At 54.4% G+C, this 16,642-nt stretch carries 12 protein-coding genes; 7 read left to right on the top strand and 5 right to left on the bottom strand.

Annotation, left to right across the window (positions count from 1 at the left end):
- The first annotated feature begins 339 nt into the window (after nt 1-339).
- The 4 genes from AC0TNG_RS17120 to AC0TNG_RS17105 all read left to right on the top strand — a co-directional run bounded on the left by AC0TNG_RS17120 (nt 340) and on the right by AC0TNG_RS17105 (nt 7,730).
- A complete protein-coding gene (locus tag AC0TNG_RS17120; protein ID WP_473712803.1) occupies nt 340-1,137 on the top strand; it encodes an EAL domain-containing protein in 798 nt (265 codons plus the stop codon).
- A 122-nt stretch (nt 1,138-1,259) separates the two neighbouring features.
- Nucleotides 1,260-2,429, top strand: coding sequence for an autotransporter strand-loop-strand O-heptosyltransferase (locus tag AC0TNG_RS17115; RefSeq protein ID WP_473712802.1), 1,170 nt, complete (start codon nt 1,260-1,262; stop codon nt 2,427-2,429).
- 11 nt (nt 2,430-2,440) lie between these two features.
- Entirely contained in the window at nt 2,441-7,147 is a 4,707-nt protein-coding gene (locus tag AC0TNG_RS17110) for an AIDA repeat-containing protein (protein ID WP_473723528.1), read from the top strand.
- A 94-nt stretch (nt 7,148-7,241) separates the two neighbouring features.
- Nucleotides 7,242-7,730, top strand: coding sequence for a LuxR C-terminal-related transcriptional regulator (locus tag AC0TNG_RS17105; protein WP_196243986.1), 489 nt, complete (start codon nt 7,242-7,244; stop codon nt 7,728-7,730).
- Between the two features lie 65 nt (nt 7,731-7,795).
- On the opposite strand, the gene dcp is transcribed toward AC0TNG_RS17105, so the two are convergent.
- Nucleotides 7,796-9,829: a peptidyl-dipeptidase Dcp gene (gene dcp / locus AC0TNG_RS17100; protein ID WP_417927316.1), complete on the bottom strand. Its 2,034-nt coding sequence runs from the start codon at nt 9,827-9,829 to the stop codon at nt 7,796-7,798.
- A gap of 142 nt (nt 9,830-9,971) precedes the next feature.
- On the opposite strand from dcp, the gene ydfG reads away from it, so the two are divergent.
- Both ydfG and AC0TNG_RS17090 read left to right on the top strand, forming a co-directional pair.
- The gene (gene ydfG, locus AC0TNG_RS17095) at nt 9,972-10,718 is read left to right on the top strand and encodes a bifunctional NADP-dependent 3-hydroxy acid dehydrogenase/3-hydroxypropionate dehydrogenase YdfG (protein ID WP_417927315.1); all 747 of its coding nucleotides are present in this window, start codon (nt 9,972-9,974) and stop codon (nt 10,716-10,718) included.
- 91 nt (nt 10,719-10,809) lie between these two features.
- Complete coding sequence (locus AC0TNG_RS17090) at nt 10,810-11,496, top strand: GntR family transcriptional regulator (RefSeq protein ID WP_063145668.1); 687 nt, start codon at nt 10,810-10,812, stop codon at nt 11,494-11,496.
- Between the two features lie 33 nt (nt 11,497-11,529).
- Here the strand turns inward: AC0TNG_RS17090 and AC0TNG_RS17085 are convergent, their stop codons facing one another.
- Nucleotides 11,530-11,961, bottom strand: coding sequence for a universal stress protein (locus AC0TNG_RS17085; protein ID WP_473712800.1), 432 nt, complete (start codon nt 11,959-11,961; stop codon nt 11,530-11,532).
- Nucleotides 11,962-12,248: 287 nt separating this feature from the next.
- On the opposite strand from AC0TNG_RS17085, the gene ydfZ reads away from it, so the two are divergent.
- A complete protein-coding gene (ydfZ, locus tag AC0TNG_RS17080) occupies nt 12,249-12,452 on the top strand; it encodes a putative selenium delivery protein YdfZ (RefSeq protein WP_014883679.1) in 204 nt (67 codons plus the stop codon).
- A gap of 43 nt (nt 12,453-12,495) precedes the next feature.
- On the opposite strand, the gene AC0TNG_RS17075 is transcribed toward ydfZ, so the two are convergent.
- The 3 genes from AC0TNG_RS17075 to AC0TNG_RS17065 form a co-directional block, all read right to left on the bottom strand.
- Nucleotides 12,496-13,959: a mannitol dehydrogenase family protein gene (locus AC0TNG_RS17075; RefSeq protein ID WP_473712799.1), complete on the bottom strand. Its 1,464-nt coding sequence runs from the start codon at nt 13,957-13,959 to the stop codon at nt 12,496-12,498.
- Nucleotides 13,960-14,179: 220 nt separating this feature from the next.
- Nucleotides 14,180-15,547: an MFS transporter gene (locus AC0TNG_RS17070; RefSeq protein WP_463726647.1), complete on the bottom strand. Its 1,368-nt coding sequence runs from the start codon at nt 15,545-15,547 to the stop codon at nt 14,180-14,182.
- Nucleotides 15,548-15,620: 73 nt separating this feature from the next.
- Entirely contained in the window at nt 15,621-16,640 is a 1,020-nt protein-coding gene (locus tag AC0TNG_RS17065; RefSeq protein WP_473712937.1) for a Zn-dependent oxidoreductase, read from the bottom strand.
- Between the last annotated feature and the right edge of the window lie 2 nt (nt 16,641-16,642).

Raw genomic sequence — 16,642 nt, 5'->3', positions numbered from 1 at the left:
TGACTCCTTATCCATGATGGTAATTGAATGGTTTCTCTCGTTTCTCCAACTTACGGAAACCCATCAGCTTCTTTGTTTCATCCTAGCACAGCCAGGCGCGACAGCAGCTCTAGCAGCCACATTGTTTGTAAAAGCGCAGTTTATCAGAATATTGATTTGTAATTTAATAAATTACCGATACATATACCTGCATTGCATTTTTGGTTGATAGGATTATTCGCAGAAGTGAATGAGCAGATTCTTAATCTTCAGGAGCAGTCATCCGCCCTACCGCCATTCACAGCCCCGGGAACGAAGAGACCGCTCTGGTAGCGAATCCAGTAGATAAGGAGCGACATTATGATAAGCACCAAAATGCTCATGAAGGCAGAACGTTTCTTCATCAAAGCTCGTACATTGATTAGAGAAACAATCTTATCAGCGGAACTGACCGGTGCTGAATTTGTTCCCTTCATCCAGCCGGTATGTAAGGGCGATAAGATCGTAGGCGGAGAGGTATTACTCAGAGTTCTCAAAGATGGGATTTACCAATCTCCCGAAAAATACCTTTCTGCAATGGAATCATGCGAGGTGATTAATGATGTTACTTGTAGCCTGATGTCTGATGTTAAAACATTTTTTGAAGGCTATGAAGGAACTCTACCCGATGGCTTTTATCTCTCCTTCAACATCTGTGCAAGACAGTTGAACTCTTCAAGAGTTATTGAAGCAGTGACGGACTTTAAGAAAGTATTCGACGGACGCATTGCTGTCACGCTGGAAATTGTCGAACGCGGAACAATGAACCTGGACGACTTTGCACTCGAGGCTATGCAGCAACTTACTGAGTCAGGTGTGCGATTTGCGATTGATGATTTCGGCAGCGGGAGTTCATGCCTTAAATATATTGAACATGCAGGTTTCTCAACAATCAAGATTGATAAATGCCTCACAATTGCGAGCAATGGATCATTAATCTATTCCGCGGTAATTGATTCCATTGTAACTCTTGCAGAACGATTACAAATTCATGTCATTGCTGAAGGTATAGAAGATAAAGAGCAACTGTCGCTTTTGAAAGATAAAGGAGTGAGTATTTTCCAGGGTTATCTATTTTCTAAACCGGTAAGCATGCGCGAGTTTTGCACGCACATATAACATTTTTCAATTGCATAAACACAGCAATTCGCAACCTGTCATGGAAAGCATTACTTAAATAAATGTAGTGCACTCAACCTATTTGTTACAGATTTAAAATTACCACCAAGGACAAAGTATATATGTCAGCTAACTTCCCAAACCCTCCAGAACTCCCGTCCTGCACAGGACCGGACGGAATTCTTTATGACTTTAACTATGGCGCGCGCGTTTTTCTTCCGGAAGGAAAATGGCACGCCATATTAATGGATGACGACAGTGGCAATATTCTTTTCAGTTGTGATTCAGAAGGCGGCTGGGTCATTAGTAATAAAAAATATTACGTCCGTTTCCGCATTCAGGTATTCCACCAGGGTTCGGCGAGCCCGATCCTGGATGAAACACTGGATATGAAGGACAAGCCCGTTGTTATCTTTTTCCCTACGGGCACGCTGGGCGACATGCTTGGGTGGTTCCATTATGCAGAGCGTTTTCGCCAGCTGCACCGCTGTCAGCTTGAGTGCGTTATGGGGCAGGAAATCATTGAACTACTCAGCGCGCAATATCCCGAAATTACGTTCTCCACAAAGGAGAATCTACAAACGGTAAATCCTTACGCGTCCTGGTATGTAGGCCTCTTCTTTAAGGGTGATACCACACACCAACCGATCGATTTCAGGAAGGTCGGCTTCCACCGCAATGCCGGCTACATCCTGGGGGTTGACCCGCGTGAATGCCCTCCCCGCCTGAAGCTGGATGCGGAGCGAAAAATTGCGGAGCCATACGTCTGCATCGCCGCTCAGTCCACCAACCAGGCGAAGTACTGGAACAACGGCCATGGCTGGGCAGAGGTAGTTGCCCACCTTAAGTCTCTGGGATACCGAGTGCTGTGCATAGACTGCCATGCGCATTACGGCCAGGGCTTCGTCTGGAACCACATTCCCCAGGGCGCCGAAGACTTCACAGGCGATATTCCGCTTCAGGAGCGGGTGGACCTGTTAAGGCATGCGAGCTTCTTTATCGGCCTGGGCAGCGGGCTGTCATGGCTTGCCTGGGCGTCCGGTATCCCGGTGGTGTTAATCAGCGGATTCAGTCTCCCCAACAGCGAATTTTACACCCCCTGGCGTGTATTCAGCAGCCATGGCTGTAACGGCTGCTGGGATGACACGTCCGTTGATTTTGACCACGTGGATTTTTTGTGGTGTCCGCATCACAAGAACACCCCACGTCAGTACGAGTGCACGAGTCTGATAACCGGTAAACAGGTCATCGGCATGGTGGACCGTCTGCATTCAGGATTAGTTGATAAGTAAGGGACGTAAATATGAACAAGATATACACCACAGTCTGGTGCGAGTCGCGCCAGCAGTGGGTGGTCACCTCCGAGCTGGCGACCGGGTCCGGTCGTCCGAAGCTGACGCCGAAGAAAAGCGCACTGGCGTTACTGCTGGGCGCCGTGCTGCTGCCTTCAGGGCCGGTCATGGCTGTGGATTATGTGGGCGAGACGGTAACGGGTATACAGGGTATTCATTCAGGAGACAGGGCCATCTCCACCACCATTAATAGCGGTGGTAGTCAGTTCATCACTAGTGACGGTTATACCTCTGCTACCACCATCAACACGGGTGGCGCTCAGCTCGTTTCCAATGGCGGCTGGGCCTCTTTCACCACTATCAATAGCGGTGGCATTCAGCGTGTCTCCAGTGGCGGTTGGGCCAATGTCACCACCATTTATGGCAATGGCAACCAGCACATCTACGGTGGTGGTTGGGCCAATTCTACTACCATCCTTAGCGGTGGCTTTCAGCATATCTCAAATGGTGGTTCCGCCACTTATAGCACCGTCAGTAATGGCGGTGAACAGCGCATCTCTAGTGGTGGCTTGGCCGCCAATGCTACCCTCGACCGTGGTAATCAACACGTTTACAGAGGCGGCTCAGCCACCTCTACTACCATTAACAGCGGTGGTACTCAGTACATCTCAAGTGGCGGCCGGGCAACCTCTACTGACATTAAATTCGGTGGAAAGCAGCACGTTTTTAATGGCGGTGAAGCGGTTAATACCTCTATCGTTGGAATTGATGGCGAACAACACGTTTACAGTGGCGGCACTGCCATCGACACCACCATCAGTGGTGGTGCTCAGCACGTGTCCAGTGGCGGGTCTGCCACTAGTACCACCATTTATAGTGGTAATCAGCGCGTGTCCAGTGGCGGGTCGGCTACATCGACACGCATAATGAGCGGTGGTTCTCAGCTCATCTATAACGGCGGGGAAGCTACCTCTACCATCCTTGATGGCGGTAACCAGTTCGTCAGCGGAGGAACGGCCACCACCACTACTATAAATAGCGCTGGGGTCCAGCACGTCACTAATAGTGGCTTTACAATTTCTACAACCATAAACAGTGGTACTCAGAGCATCTTCAGTGGTGGCCAGGCCACTTCTACCACTATCAACAGCGGTGGTAGTCAGCACGTATCAATGGGTGGATTGGCCAGTAACACAACCATCAACACCTGGGGTTATCAATATGTCGATAACGGAGGTTCGGCGAATTCTACCACCATCGAAGGTGGTGGACAGTACATCCTCAGTGGCGGCTCAGCCACTACTGCTACCATCAATAGTGGAGGCTATCAGCACGTCGAGAGTGACGGTTCAGCAACCTCTACTACTATAAATGCTGATGGAGTTCAGTTGGTTTCTAGTGGCGGCTCGGCCACCTCTACTACCATTAGTGGCACTCAGTTCGTTTACACTGGTGGCTCGGCTTCCTATACCACCATCGGCGGTTTTGGCTCTCAACAACTATCCGGGGGGGTGGCAACCTCTACTACCATCAACAGCAGTGGTAGGCAGGTGCTCTCCGCCGGCGGCTCGGCTACTGAAACCACCATTAACAGCGGTGGTGAACAGAACATCTTTAATGGTGGCTCTGCCACCTCAACGATCATCAACAGCAGTGGTAAACAGAGTATCTTCAATGGTGGCGTGGCCACATCTACTACCATCGACCGCGGAGGTTATCAGCACGTCGAGGGGGGATCGGCTACTGGTACCAGTATCAGTGGTGGTTCTCAGCTCGTCTATAATGGCGGGAAGGCCAGTTCCACGAATATCGGTGGCGCATCCACCTCCACGACCATCTACACAGGCTATCAGAACGTCTCAAGTGGCGGCTCGGTCATTGATACCACCATCAATGCCTGGGGCAAACAGAACGTCCTTGCTGGCGGAAAGGCAACCTCCACGACTATCAATAGTGGGGGATATCAGTACGTCTCCAGTGGTGGGCTGGTCACCTCTACTGACATTAATAGTGGTGGCCAGCAGTACGTCTCCAGTGGAGGTTCGGCAACGCACACCACCATCGTCCGCGGAGGGTATCAGTACGTCGAGGGCGGCTCTGCTACTGGTACCATTCTCGACGGTGGTTATCAGCACGTTTCCAGTGGCGGTTCAGCCACTGACACCACTATTGATGACTGGGGCTATCAGACCGTCTTCGCTGGCGGTGTAGCTACCTCTACCACTCTCAACAGTGGTGCCCGGCAGTACGTCTACAGTGGTGGTGCTGCCTCAAGTACCACTATCAGCAGTGGCGGTAAACAGCACGTCTTGAGCGGTGGTTCGGCCACCTTAGCTATCATCAGCAGCGGCGGTAATCAACTCATATCCAGTGGCGGTACTGCTAACAGCACTACCATCTATATGTATGGAAGACAAAACGTTGAGAATGGAGGTACGGCAACTAATACCACTCTCAACAACATCGGCTGGCAGTACGTTTCCAGTGGTGGCTCGGCTACCTTTACCACAATCAACAGCGGCGGTGCTCAGTACGTCTCCGCTGGAGGCATCGCCACCTCTACTACAATCAACAGCGATGGGCAACAGAAGGTCTTCGGTACGGCCATCTCGACTACGGTCAGCAGCGGTGGTCAACAGAACATTGAAGGCGGTACTGCCACCCACACCACCATCGAGGGTGGTATTTTGAGGGTATACCAAGGCGGCGCGGCCACATCAACAATCATTAACAGTGGTACTCAGGATATCCACTATACCGGTTCAGCCATTTTTACGACTATCCACAATGGCGGGGAACAGAATGTCTATGGTGGTGGCACGACCACTGATACCACCATCAATGGCGGCCAGTCGTGGTTGCGATCCGGTGCAGTGGCCAACGGCGAAACCAGCGTAAACGCCGGAGGCGAACTGCTGATGGACGCCGGCTCTCTTGCAACGGACGTCAACATCTCCGGGGGTACCCTCTCTGTCAGCGACCTTTCCGATGCCACATCCGGCCAGAATACAGCTCAGGTCGGTAAGCTCACCATGGACAGCGGTAATGTCAACTTCCTGCGCAACAGCGATGGTGAATTTGCGAAGCTGACGATTACGGAGCTGAACGGTACCGGAAACTTCCTCCTGAACACATCTCTCGCCGATCGTAAAGCCAACTTCGTCACTATCGAACAGGGCTCAGGCCAGTTTGGTATTGCCGTTAATGACTCCGGTAAGGAGATATCAGACCACACTGACCTGACGCTGAACCTCATCCATGAAAAAGGCGGTGACATTGATTTTGAAATGGTCACGGCATCCGGGCGAAGCACCCGCTTCGTAGACGGCGGGACTTATATGTACACCCTGTACAGCCAACAGGATAAGGACGGTCTCACCGGCGGTAACGTTTGGTATCTGGGGGCCATGGGGAGTGGCGGTGAGAACCCCGGTGGTGAGAACCCTGGCGGTGAGAACCCGGGCGGTGAGAACCCTGGCGGCGAAAACCCTGGCGGGGAGAACCCTGGAAGTGAGAACCCTGGCGGCGAAAACCCTGGAGGTGAAAACCCTGGCGGGGAGAACCCTGGAGGTGAGAACCCTGGCGGCGAAAACCCTGGCGGGGAGAACCCTGGAGGTGAGAACCCTGGCGGCGAAAACCCTGGCGGGGAGAACCCTGGAGGTGAGAACCCTGGCGGCGAAAACCCTGGCGGTGGTGAGAACCCTGGCGGCGGTGAGAACCCTGGCGGGGAGAACCCTGGCGGTGGTGAGAACCCTGGCGGTGGTGAGAACCCTGGCGGCGGTGAGAACGGCGGCAAGAAGCCGATGACCACTCCTGCAACCGATGCCATTCTGGCCATGTCCAATGCAGGTCTGAACGTCATCCATTCAGAGTTGGATGGTCTGCGCACATATCGCGCGAGTCTGGATAAAACCGGACCAGAAAGTAACGTCTGGGGTCACTACCTCGGAAGCAAAAACAACATTGATACCAGCAATGGCGCAGCTTATCAGCTCAATCAAAACGGTATGGAAATCGGGGCAGATACCCGGACTGATTTTGAGCGTGGCAGTCTCGTCACTGGCGCATTCATGTCCTTTAGCGATAACAAAGTGAAGCATGCCCGCGGCGGCACAAGCAAAATTGACAGCTACGGCCTCGGCCTGTATGCAACGTGGTTTGACGCCAGCGGGTTCTACGCTGACGGTGTTGTGAAAGGTAACCGTCTTAACAACAAACTGAGAGCGGTCATGACCAATGGCGGTAGAACCGGCGGTGACTGGAAGCAGTATGCACTCAGCACAGCCGTTGAAGGTGGTTATCAGTTCGATCTCAAAGATGACGTAAGCATCACGCCTTATGGGCGCCTGGCGTTTGTTCAGATGACCAGTGAGGATGTGAAACTCAGCAACGGCATGAAAGGTAATACGGGCTCACCGCGTTCTGTCACAGGTGAAGCCGGTGCGAAGCTTGCCGGGAAGTTCAATATTGGCTCGACTGAGTTCAAACCTTATCTGTCAGCTGCGGTCCTCCAGGAGTTTGCTAACTCAAACGAAGTCACGATCAATGAGCGCAATCGCTTTGGCAACAACGTCAAAGGCACATCAGGCAAGTACGGTCTGGGCGCTTCAGTCAACGTTGGTAAAGACGTAACCTTGTACGGTGAGGCTAATTATCGTCAGGGTAGCCAAATCGAAACACCGATCCAGGGTGTGGCAGGTGTCCGTATCGGATTCTGATGTTACCACAGGGGCCTTAGGGCCCCTTTTCACATTGTTCTGAGATGTTTTGGTTATGTTTATGCCTCACATAATTTTGACGAAAGATGTTTTCTTGAATAAAGCGCTGTCTGTCATCCTCCAGCAAGCGTCCCCCAGCAGAAAGGTTTGCGTCGTAGATATTGAATCATTCCGAAGCCTGGGTGCCATTTTCAACCTTCTGAAAAGAAAGAAACTCACTGAAAAGCATGAAATGATCTTCATCGGTGGCAAGGATGTCAGTTCAAGAGTTCTCGAACCGCTTGTGACAATCTACAGGAAATCGTGCTTTATGGAGTTTCGAAAGCAGCTTACGGGCGGTCAGACGTATTCATCAGAATATGCGTTGAACCACATCGCGCGCTGCAGAAGTCTGAGCATGCTTTCAGAACAGGAGAAAAAGACACTTTTCGCCCTGCTGGATACTGATGACACGGTTGCTGCTGCAAGGAAAATTTACCTGTCCCCCAAAACTGTCTATACCTACACCAATAATATTGGGCAAAAACTTAACCTGAATTCGATACTTCAGGTCAGGCAATTTATTCATTCTGAATTCGAATAGTCGTTGCGGGAAAAACAATAAAAACCGGGCGCGAAGCCCGGTTCTGTTATTTGCTAACGGCGGTTTTACGCGCTCAGCCCGCGATTCTCCAGCATCGGCTCAATCTTCGGATCGTGCCCGCGCCAGTTGCGATACAGTTCGGCTAAATCCGTGCTGTTACCACGGGACAAAATCGCCTCGCGGAATTTCTGCCCGTTTTCACGGGTCAGGCCGCCCTGTTCGACAAACCACTGGTAGCCATCGTCCGCCAGCATCTGCGTCCACAGGTAGGCGTAATACCCCGCCGCGTAGCCCCCGCCGAAGATATGGGCAAAATAGCTGCTGCGATAGCGCGGCGGTACGGCGGGCAGATCCAGCCCCTCTTTTTTCAACGCAGCCGCTTCAAAATCCTCCACGCTCGAAACGGCCTCACTGATGCCGTGCCAGTTCATGTCCAGCAGTGCGGCAGCCAGCAGTTCGGTCATGTCATAACCCTTGTTGAAATGGGTCGCGTTGAGCATGCTTTCCCGCAGCGCGTCCGGCATCGGCTCACCGGTTTCGTAATGGCGCGCATAATGGGTAAACACCTGTGGATGGCTGGCCCAGTGCTCGTTGATTTGCGACGGGAATTCAACAAAATCACGCGGCGTATTGGTGCCGGAAAGCGTGGCGAACCGCTGGCTGGCAAAGAGACCGTGCAGCGTATGGCCAAACTCGTGGAACAGGGTTATCACGTCATCCCAGGAGAGAAGCGCGACACCGCCATTCGCCGGTTTTTGGTAGTTACAGACGTTGTAGATCACCGGACGGGCAGCAAACTCGAAGGATTGCTCGACGAAATTCCCCATCCATGCCCCGCCCTGCTTGGAATCACGGGCAAAGAAGTCACCGTAAAACAGCGCCATGCCCTCACCGGTGTGGTCGAAAATTTCCCATACGCGGACGTCCGGGTGATACACCGGGATATCGAATCGTTCGACGAAGCGAATGCCAAACAACTGACTGGCTGCCCAGAATACGCCATCCTGCAGCACGGTATTGAGCGCAAAGTAGGGCCTGATCTGCGACTCATCAAGGGCATATTTTGCCTGGCGCACGCGCTCCGCATAAAAGGCCCAGTCCCAGGCCTGCACGGTGAAACCGCCCTGCTCGTCGTCGATGACTTTCTGAATATCGGCCTGCTCGCGTTCCGCACGGGCGCAGGCGGCAGGCACAATGCCGCGCATAAATTCCAGCGCGGCGGCTGGGGTTTTCGCCATCTGATCGGCGATGCTCCAGCTGGCGTAATCCTCAAAGCCCAGCAGACGGGCCTGTCGTGCACGTAGCGCCGTCAGACGCAGGATCAGCGCGCGGGTATCGTTTTCATCCCCTTTCTGGGTACGCGTCCAGCCTGCGTTGAACAGGTTTTCGCGCGTCTGACGATTGCGCAGCGCGGAAAGCGCGGGCTGCTGGGTGGTGTTCAAAAGCGGGATCAGCCAGCGATCGTTTAGCCCTCGCTCCGCGGCAGCCTGCGCCGCGTCAGCGATCTCACCGGCGCTGAGCCCGTCAAGCTGGTGCGCGTAATCCACCACCAGCCCACCCGTTTTATCGGCAGCCAGCAGACGCTGGTTAAACTGGCTGGTCAGGGAAGCCGCCTCGGTATTCAGCGCCTTCAGCTCGGCTTTTTCTGTCTCATTCAGACGCGCGCCGGCCAGAATAAACCGCTGATACGTCTCCTCGACCAGACGACGGGATTCGGCGTCCAGCGCGGCACGGTCCTGCCAGACGCTCTCCACGCGGGCGAACAGTACGTCATTCAGCCAGATGTCGTTTGCCAGCGCGGCAAGCTCGGTGGAGAACTGTTCCTCCAGCGCCTGTAAATACGGATTGGTGTGCGCGGAAGTCATGGCGAAGAACACGCTGCTGACGCGCGAGAGCAAAGCGCCGCTTTTCTCCAGCGCCAGCACGGTGTTAGTGAAGTCAGGCGCAGCGGCCTGAGAGACAATCGCGTCAATGTCCGCCCGCTTCTGGCGAAGGGCTTCATCGAAGGCCGGACGATAGTGGCTGTCGTTGATCTCATCAAAATGGGGGGCCTGGTAAGGCAGCAGGCTGATGTTAAAAAAGGGATTCGTGGCCGTCATCTTTCGCTCCTGAGTACGGGTATCCTCCCAGAGTAGGCCAGGCCGCCATCCCCTGCAACGCTGTCATACAAATGTTGCCTTAACGCACCCTCTGCGGCCGTGCTATGTTAGTACAACACAAAAAGCGTTGAGGAACAGTGAGATGATTATTTTAGTTACCGGGGCAACGGCAGGTTTTGGTGAAAGCATCACGCGTCGCTTCGTCGCCAACGGGCACAAGGTTATCGCGACCGGCCGCCGTCAGGAGCGTTTACAGGAGCTCAAAGACGAACTAGGCGACAGCATCCTGACCGTGCAGCTGGACGTGCGTAACCGCGCGGCGATCGAAGAGATGATTGCGAATCTGCCAGCAGAATGGCGCGCCATCGACGTGCTGGTCAACAATGCCGGTCTGGCGCTGGGCATGGAGCCTGCCCACAAAGCCAGCGTGGAAGACTGGGAAAACATGATCGACACCAACAACAAAGGGCTGGTCTATATGACCCGCGCGGTGCTGCCGGGCATGGTTGAGCGTAATCGTGGCCACATTATCAATATCGGTTCCACCGCCGGGAGCTGGCCTTACGCGGGCGGCAACGTGTATGGTGCGACGAAAGCGTTTGTGCGCCAGTTCAGCCTTAACCTGCGGACCGATCTGCACGGCACCGCCATTCGCGTCACCGACATCGAGCCGGGCCTGGTGGGTGGCACCGAGTTTTCCAACGTGCGTTTCAAAGGCGATGACGCGAAAGCGGACAAAACCTATGAAAACGCGAACGCCCTGACGCCGGAAGATGTCACCGAAACGGTCTGGTGGGTGGCGACGCTGCCAAAACACGTCAACATCAATACCGTAGAAATGATGCCAGTCAGCCAGAGTTTTGCCGGACTTAGCGTCCATCGTGGCTAAATCGACCCTTCCCGGCCTGCGGGCCGGGTCTGTTTCGGGTTATAAAAGAATGGTAGTATGTTCGGGCTAACTCTCTGAGAAATGACAACTCATGGCCGCTGAATCGCAACTCAATCCCACCCAGCCCGTAAACCAGCAAATCTATCGCATTTTGCGACGTGATATTGTCCATTGTCTGATCCCACCGGGAACGCCGCTTTCAGAAAAAGAGGTCTCCGTGCGGTTTGACGTTTCCCGGCAGCCGGTGCGTGAAGCGTTTATTAAGCTTGCGGAAAACGGTCTGATTCAGATCCGCCCGCAGCGCGGCAGCTACGTGAACAAAATTTCACTCTCTCAGGTGCGCAACGGCTGTTTCGTTCGCCAGGCCATTGAATGCGCGGTGGCGCGGCGTGCCGCAACGCTCATCAACGACAACCAGTGTTACCTGCTGGAGCAGAACCTGCATCAGCAGCGGATTGCGATTGACCGTAAGCAGCTGAATGACTTCTTCCAGCTTGATGATGAATTTCACCAGAAACTGGCGCAGATTGCCGATTGTCAGCTTGCATGGGACACCATCGAGAACATCAAGGCCACCATCGACCGCGTGCGCTACATGAGCCTCGATCACGTCTCCCCGCCGGAAATGTTGCTCCGACAGCATCATGATATTTTCAGCGCGCTGGAAAAACGCGATGCGGACGGCGTGGAAAAAGCGATGACGCTGCATCTGCAGGAAATCAGCGAATCCGTGCAGCTGATTCGTCAGGAAAATAGCGAGTGGTTTAGCGAAGAGTGATATTCGCCGCCCCTTTCGGACGCGGCGATGGGTTTAGCGAACGACTAACACCGGAATTGTGGCGTAGCGCAGGATAGATTCCGCATTTGATCCCAGCAGATGGGTGGTGATGCCCGGATTTTTCGACCCGATGACAATCACGTCATATTCTCCTTCCTTGCTTAGCCTGATAATTTCATCGCGGACGTTGCCAAAGCGAACGAGGGTGTCAATTTTCTCCGGCGAGATATCGAACAGTCTTTTTAACGCGTTCATTTTCTTCCCGGATTCTTCAGTCATATATTCTTCAAACTTTTTAATATCGGCGTTAAATCCGCGCAGCAGGGACCGACTGCTGGCCGGCAGAATATTGACCAGGGTAATCGCGGCGCCCTCTGCCTTCGCAAGGTTTGCCGCGTGGCGAACCGCTTTGTCGCTCAAATCCATTTCAAACACATCAACAGGCATCAAAATCTTCTTATACATAAGCCTGACTCCTTATTCCGATGAAAGGGTTATTTCCTGTACCCAGAATGGCACCGGGAATATAAACCAACCCTCAACGCTTCCCTGTCGAAACTATCAATTAATGAAAATAACGGTCTGCTTTGTAAATTCCTGTCGTGAACCGTCAGTGCCCAACACAATAAAGAAAAAAGTGTGAGTTTGATCAAAAACAATAACATGTGATGCAGACAGGCGTATTTATATGCTCCGTGAACGGCAACCCTGAAATAGCGCCGTAACGAACAGGTTAGAGAGGAGAAAATACCATGATGACATACGACCGTAACCGCAATGCAATCACCACCGGCAGCCGCGTCATGATTAGCGGCACGGGCAAAACTGGCGTGATTAAAGCGATCCACAGCGACGGGCTGGATGCCGCGCAGGTGCGCCGCAGCAAAACGGTTGAAGTGGAAGGATGCGAAGGTAAGTTCGAGCCGATTGAGCTGATTCGCCTGGGGATGCACTAAGCTGTGCGCAGACATGCCGCCGCGAACGGCGGCATGTGCTGAATTACCGTTGAGAGACGTACTGGGCCACGGTCGCTTTCGCGCCCTGTTGCAGCAGCGTCTGGTACGCCTTCATCACCGCATCAACGAAGCCTGCTTCCCGCGGTAACTCTTTGCCGAAGATGGCCTCGATACCGAGCAGCGCCTTGACCCGGCTTTCCCCCTCCGCACTGCCCTTCACCGCCGCCTGAATCACCGCCAGCTGCGGATCGCTCACGTCAATAGCGTTACCCTGCTCGTCCACGCCGCCGACATAGCGCATCCACCCTGCCACGCCCAGCGCCAGAAGTGGGAAAGGTTTCTGATGCACCAGATGCCAGCGCACGGAGTCCAGCATACGCTGCGGGAGCTTCTGGCTGCCGTCCATCGCAATTTGCCATGTCCGATGGCGCAGAGCCGGGTTGCTGTAGCGGGCAATCAGGAGATCGGCATAACGACCTAAATCAACGCCTTTGACCTTCAGCGTAGGCGCCTGCTCGTCAAGCATCAGCGCGTGCGCGGCGAGGCGGTAGTTCTCATCTTCCATACAGTCGTTGATATGCTGGTAACCGGCCAGATAGCCCAGATACGCCAGGAACGAGTGGCTGCCGTTGAGCATGCGTAGCTTCATCTCTTCAAACGGGATCACGTCCGACACCAGCTCGGCGCCAGCTTTTTCCCATTCCGGACGGCCCGCAACAAAGTTATCTTCGATCACCCACTGACGGAACGGTTCACAGGCTACTGCCGCCGGATCGCGAACGCCGGTCAGCCGTTCGATTTTATCCAGCGTGTCAGGGGTGACGGCGGGCACGATGCGATCCACCATGGTTGACGGGAAGGTGACGTTAGCCTCGATCCAGTCCGCCAGCTCACCGTCTACCGCCCGGGCGTACGCGCAGGTGACATTGCTCATCACATGGCCGTTCTCCGGCATGTTGTCACAGGACATCACGCTAAACGCCGGCAGACCCGCCGCTTTGCGACGCGCCAGCGCTTCCACGATTACACCCGGCGCAGATTTCGGCTGGTGTGGGTTTTGCAGGTCGGCGACGATAAACGGATGATCGAGCATCAGTTGCCCGGTCGCCGGTGAGTGGCAGTAGCCTTTCTCGGTGATGGTCAGCGAGACAATCGCCACCTGCGGTTCACACAGCGCTGCCAGCACCGTCTCCAGCCCGTCTACCTGCGCATGGAGGGCCTTTTTGACCACGCCCACCACGCGGGAGGTCCACGCATCGGCAGACATCTCCGCCACGGTATAGAGATTATCCTGCGCGTTCAGATCGGCAATCTGCTGCTCGCCGCCAATCAGGTTAACCTCACAGTAACCCCAGTCGCTGCCGTGCTCAGCGGCGAGGATATCGGCATACACTGCCTGATGCGCCCGGTGAAATGCGCCAAAGCCTAAATGAACGATGCGTGCTTTAAGGCTGTCGCGATCGTACTGAGGCAGCGTCGCGTTGGCCTGTAATAAGGTATTTTCCATGATTAAGACTCGTTAATTAGAAAGCTGTGGTTCGCTGCCGCTCATGTTGAAGCGGCAGCGCCTGCTGACTACACCAACTAGAATGGCAGTTGGGGTAAAAAAATAACTGCCATCAACCATACTGATACTGACGTTTGAGATTTTGATTTATATTAACTTTTGGTCATGTGGTGTGACATAAAAACAAAGTTGTGTGATAAGTCACGCAAGCTATAAACCACTAGCGTCGCGAGGAGACAGCGCCGTAACCGACCGTCTCTTTTGGCGCAGACTCAGCTGCGTCATGCGCCGCGCTCAAATCACGGTCGCGCACTTCAGGCATCAGGATCGCCGAGACCAGTCCAATCACGGAATAGGCCACCAGCATGGCAACAATCGGCCACCAGGAGCCGGTCATATTGCAGAAGATCCCTGCCAGCACCGGACCAAAGCCCACCGCCACCAGACCGCCCGCCTCTTTGGAGATAGCCATACGCGTAAAGCGATTTCGCGAGCCAAACATCTCCGCCATGGTGATATTTTCCAGCGCGAACAGCCCCAGAACGGCGAAGTTATGGATAACGATGATAGAGAGCATGATCGTCCCCGGCGCATAGCTCTTATCGACGATGATCGACAGCATCGGGTAGGCGAGCAGAATGGCGGAGATATTGAGGATAATGTACGGCAGACGGCGCCCCACTTTATCGGAAAGCCAGCCCAGCAGCGGGATAGAGATAAACCCGAGAATGGAGCTGATCATCAGCGCATCGGTAGGGATGGCCTTATCGAACAGCAGCGTCTGGACCAGATAGCCCGCGAGGAACGTCTGGATCAGACCCGAGTTGCCCGCCTGGCCGAAACGCAGGCCGGTCGCCAGCCAGAAGGATTTACTTTTCACCATTGAACCGAGCGATGTGTCCGGCTGCACGGTTTGTGCATCGTTCACTTTCTCAAAGACCGGGCTCTCCTTGAGGTTCATACGCAACCAGATGGCAAAGATCATCACCACGACGCTGGCGAGGAACGGCACGCGCCAGCCCCAGGCGAGCAGCTCTTCACGGTCAAGGGCAAAGAACATGATGGCCCAGATCGCCGTTGCGCTCAGCGTCCCGCAATTAGTGCCCATCGCCACCAGCGAGGAGATGATGCCGCGTTTCCCTTTCGGCGCGTACTCCGCAAGCATAGTCCCGGCCCCGGAGATTTCAGCCCCGGCCCCGAGCCCCTGAATAATGCGCAGCGTCACCAGCAGAACCGGGGCAAAAATCCCGATCTGCGCATAGGTCGGCAGGACGCCAATCAGCGTGGTGCAGATCCCCATCATGGTGATGGTGATGAACAGCACCTTCTTACGGCCAATGCTGTCGCCCATTCTGCCAAAGATAAAGGCGCCGACAATGCGTGCGATATAACCTGCGCCATAGGTCCCCATCGCCAGGATCAGCGCCATCGCGGCAGACTGTTCGGGGAAGAAGATCTCATGGAAGACCAGGGCAGCCCCCAGCGAGTAAAGCTGAAAGTCCATAAACTCCAGAGCGGTGCCGAGCCAGCCGGAAACGGCGGCTTTCACCAGATCGGCAGTGGATCGTTGCGGTTGTGCTTGTGTCATGATGGCTATCTCTGAAAGGTAAGATGCGAACCACATAGAGCCTGTCTGCGCAGGCCCTTAATCGCGTAAATGATTATTGGCCGAACGTGAGCAAGACTTTGCAGCACTGCCGCTGATCTTTCTCAAACAGTTCGATGGCGTCTGTTACGTGGTGATAGTCAAAAGTATGGGTGATCAGTTTTTCCGGGTCGATCAGCCCCCTCTTCAGCCAGTCGATGACGACCGGGAATTTGTTGGCATTGAGGCGCGAGGAGAAGATCGCCAGCTCTTTGCCGGTAATGCCCTGCTGAACAATCTGGCTCGGCTCGCTGGAGAAGCCCATCAGCACGATGCGCGCCGCCGGAGAGGCCAGGGTTATCACTTCCTGCAAAATAGATGGATGGCAGGCGGCATCAATGATTAACGTCGGTTTGATGCCTTTTTCCTCCAGCGCGTCCTGCAGCGACTGCTCGCCATTATTAAAGACCCAATCCGCGCCGCTGCGCCGGGCCATCTCAAGGCGCTCGTCTATGCGGTCAACCACGATAACCTGCTTCACCTTATAGACGCCTTTCAGCGACTGCACGGTGACCAGCCCCATCGGGCCAGCGCCGTAAATCAGCGCGACGTCCTGTTCCGTCGGTTTCGCCTGCCCCGTTACGTTGGCGGCAATGGTAAAGGGCTCAACCATGACGGCGTGTCGGTCGGGAATGTCATCCGGGATAGGCCAGGCATTTTTAGCGGGCACTGCCGCATATTCGCTGAAGCCGCCGTCACGGTGAACCCCCAGCACCACCAGCGAGGTGCAGACGTTCGGTTTTCCGACGGAGCACGGATAGCAATGCCCGCAGCTGATCACCGGGTCAACCGAGACGCGCTGGCCCAAGCGGGCACTGTCTACGCCCTCGCCCACGGCGTCAATCACGCCAAAAAATTCGTGGCCGATGACGCGTGGATACTTCGCAAACGGGTTATGCCCGCGGTAGATGTGGCTGTCCGACCCACAGATACCCGCCAGCGTGATTTTCACACGGACTTCGCCTGCGCCTGGTTCCGGGCGTGGCCGCTCTTCAATCACCAGTTGGTTTGGCTGCTGAATCACTACGCTTTTCATCA

It is taken from the genome of Enterobacter sp. PL_is514 (assembly GCF_055816715.1).
Note: the sequence above shows the minus strand (reverse complement) of the source record. Positions and strands in the feature narration are given on the sequence as shown.

Excerpts from the sequence above, each read along its gene's own strand:
- AC0TNG_RS17120 (WP_473712803.1), top strand. The coding sequence starts at position 340 with ATGATAAGCACCAAAATGCTCATGAAGGCAGAACGTTTCTTCATCAAA.
- AC0TNG_RS17115 (WP_473712802.1), top strand. The coding sequence starts at position 1,260 with ATGTCAGCTAACTTCCCAAACCCTCCAGAACTCCCGTCCTGCACAGGA.
- AC0TNG_RS17110 (WP_473723528.1), top strand. The coding sequence starts at position 2,441 with ATGAACAAGATATACACCACAGTCTGGTGCGAGTCGCGCCAGCAGTGG.
- dcp (WP_417927316.1), bottom strand. The coding sequence starts at position 9,829 with ATGACGGCCACGAATCCCTTTTTTAACATCAGCCTGCTGCCTTACCAG.
- ydfG (WP_417927315.1), top strand. The coding sequence starts at position 9,972 with ATGATTATTTTAGTTACCGGGGCAACGGCAGGTTTTGGTGAAAGCATC.
- AC0TNG_RS17090 (WP_063145668.1), top strand. The coding sequence starts at position 10,810 with ATGGCCGCTGAATCGCAACTCAATCCCACCCAGCCCGTAAACCAGCAA.
- AC0TNG_RS17085 (WP_473712800.1), bottom strand. The coding sequence starts at position 11,961 with ATGTATAAGAAGATTTTGATGCCTGTTGATGTGTTTGAAATGGATTTG.
- ydfZ (WP_014883679.1), top strand. The coding sequence starts at position 12,249 with ATGATGACATACGACCGTAACCGCAATGCAATCACCACCGGCAGCCGC.
- AC0TNG_RS17075 (WP_473712799.1), bottom strand. The coding sequence starts at position 13,959 with ATGGAAAATACCTTATTACAGGCCAACGCGACGCTGCCTCAGTACGAT.
- AC0TNG_RS17070 (WP_463726647.1), bottom strand. The coding sequence starts at position 15,547 with ATGACACAAGCACAACCGCAACGATCCACTGCCGATCTGGTGAAAGCC.
- AC0TNG_RS17065 (WP_473712937.1), bottom strand. The coding sequence starts at position 16,640 with ATGAAAAGCGTAGTGATTCAGCAGCCAAACCAACTGGTGATTGAAGAG.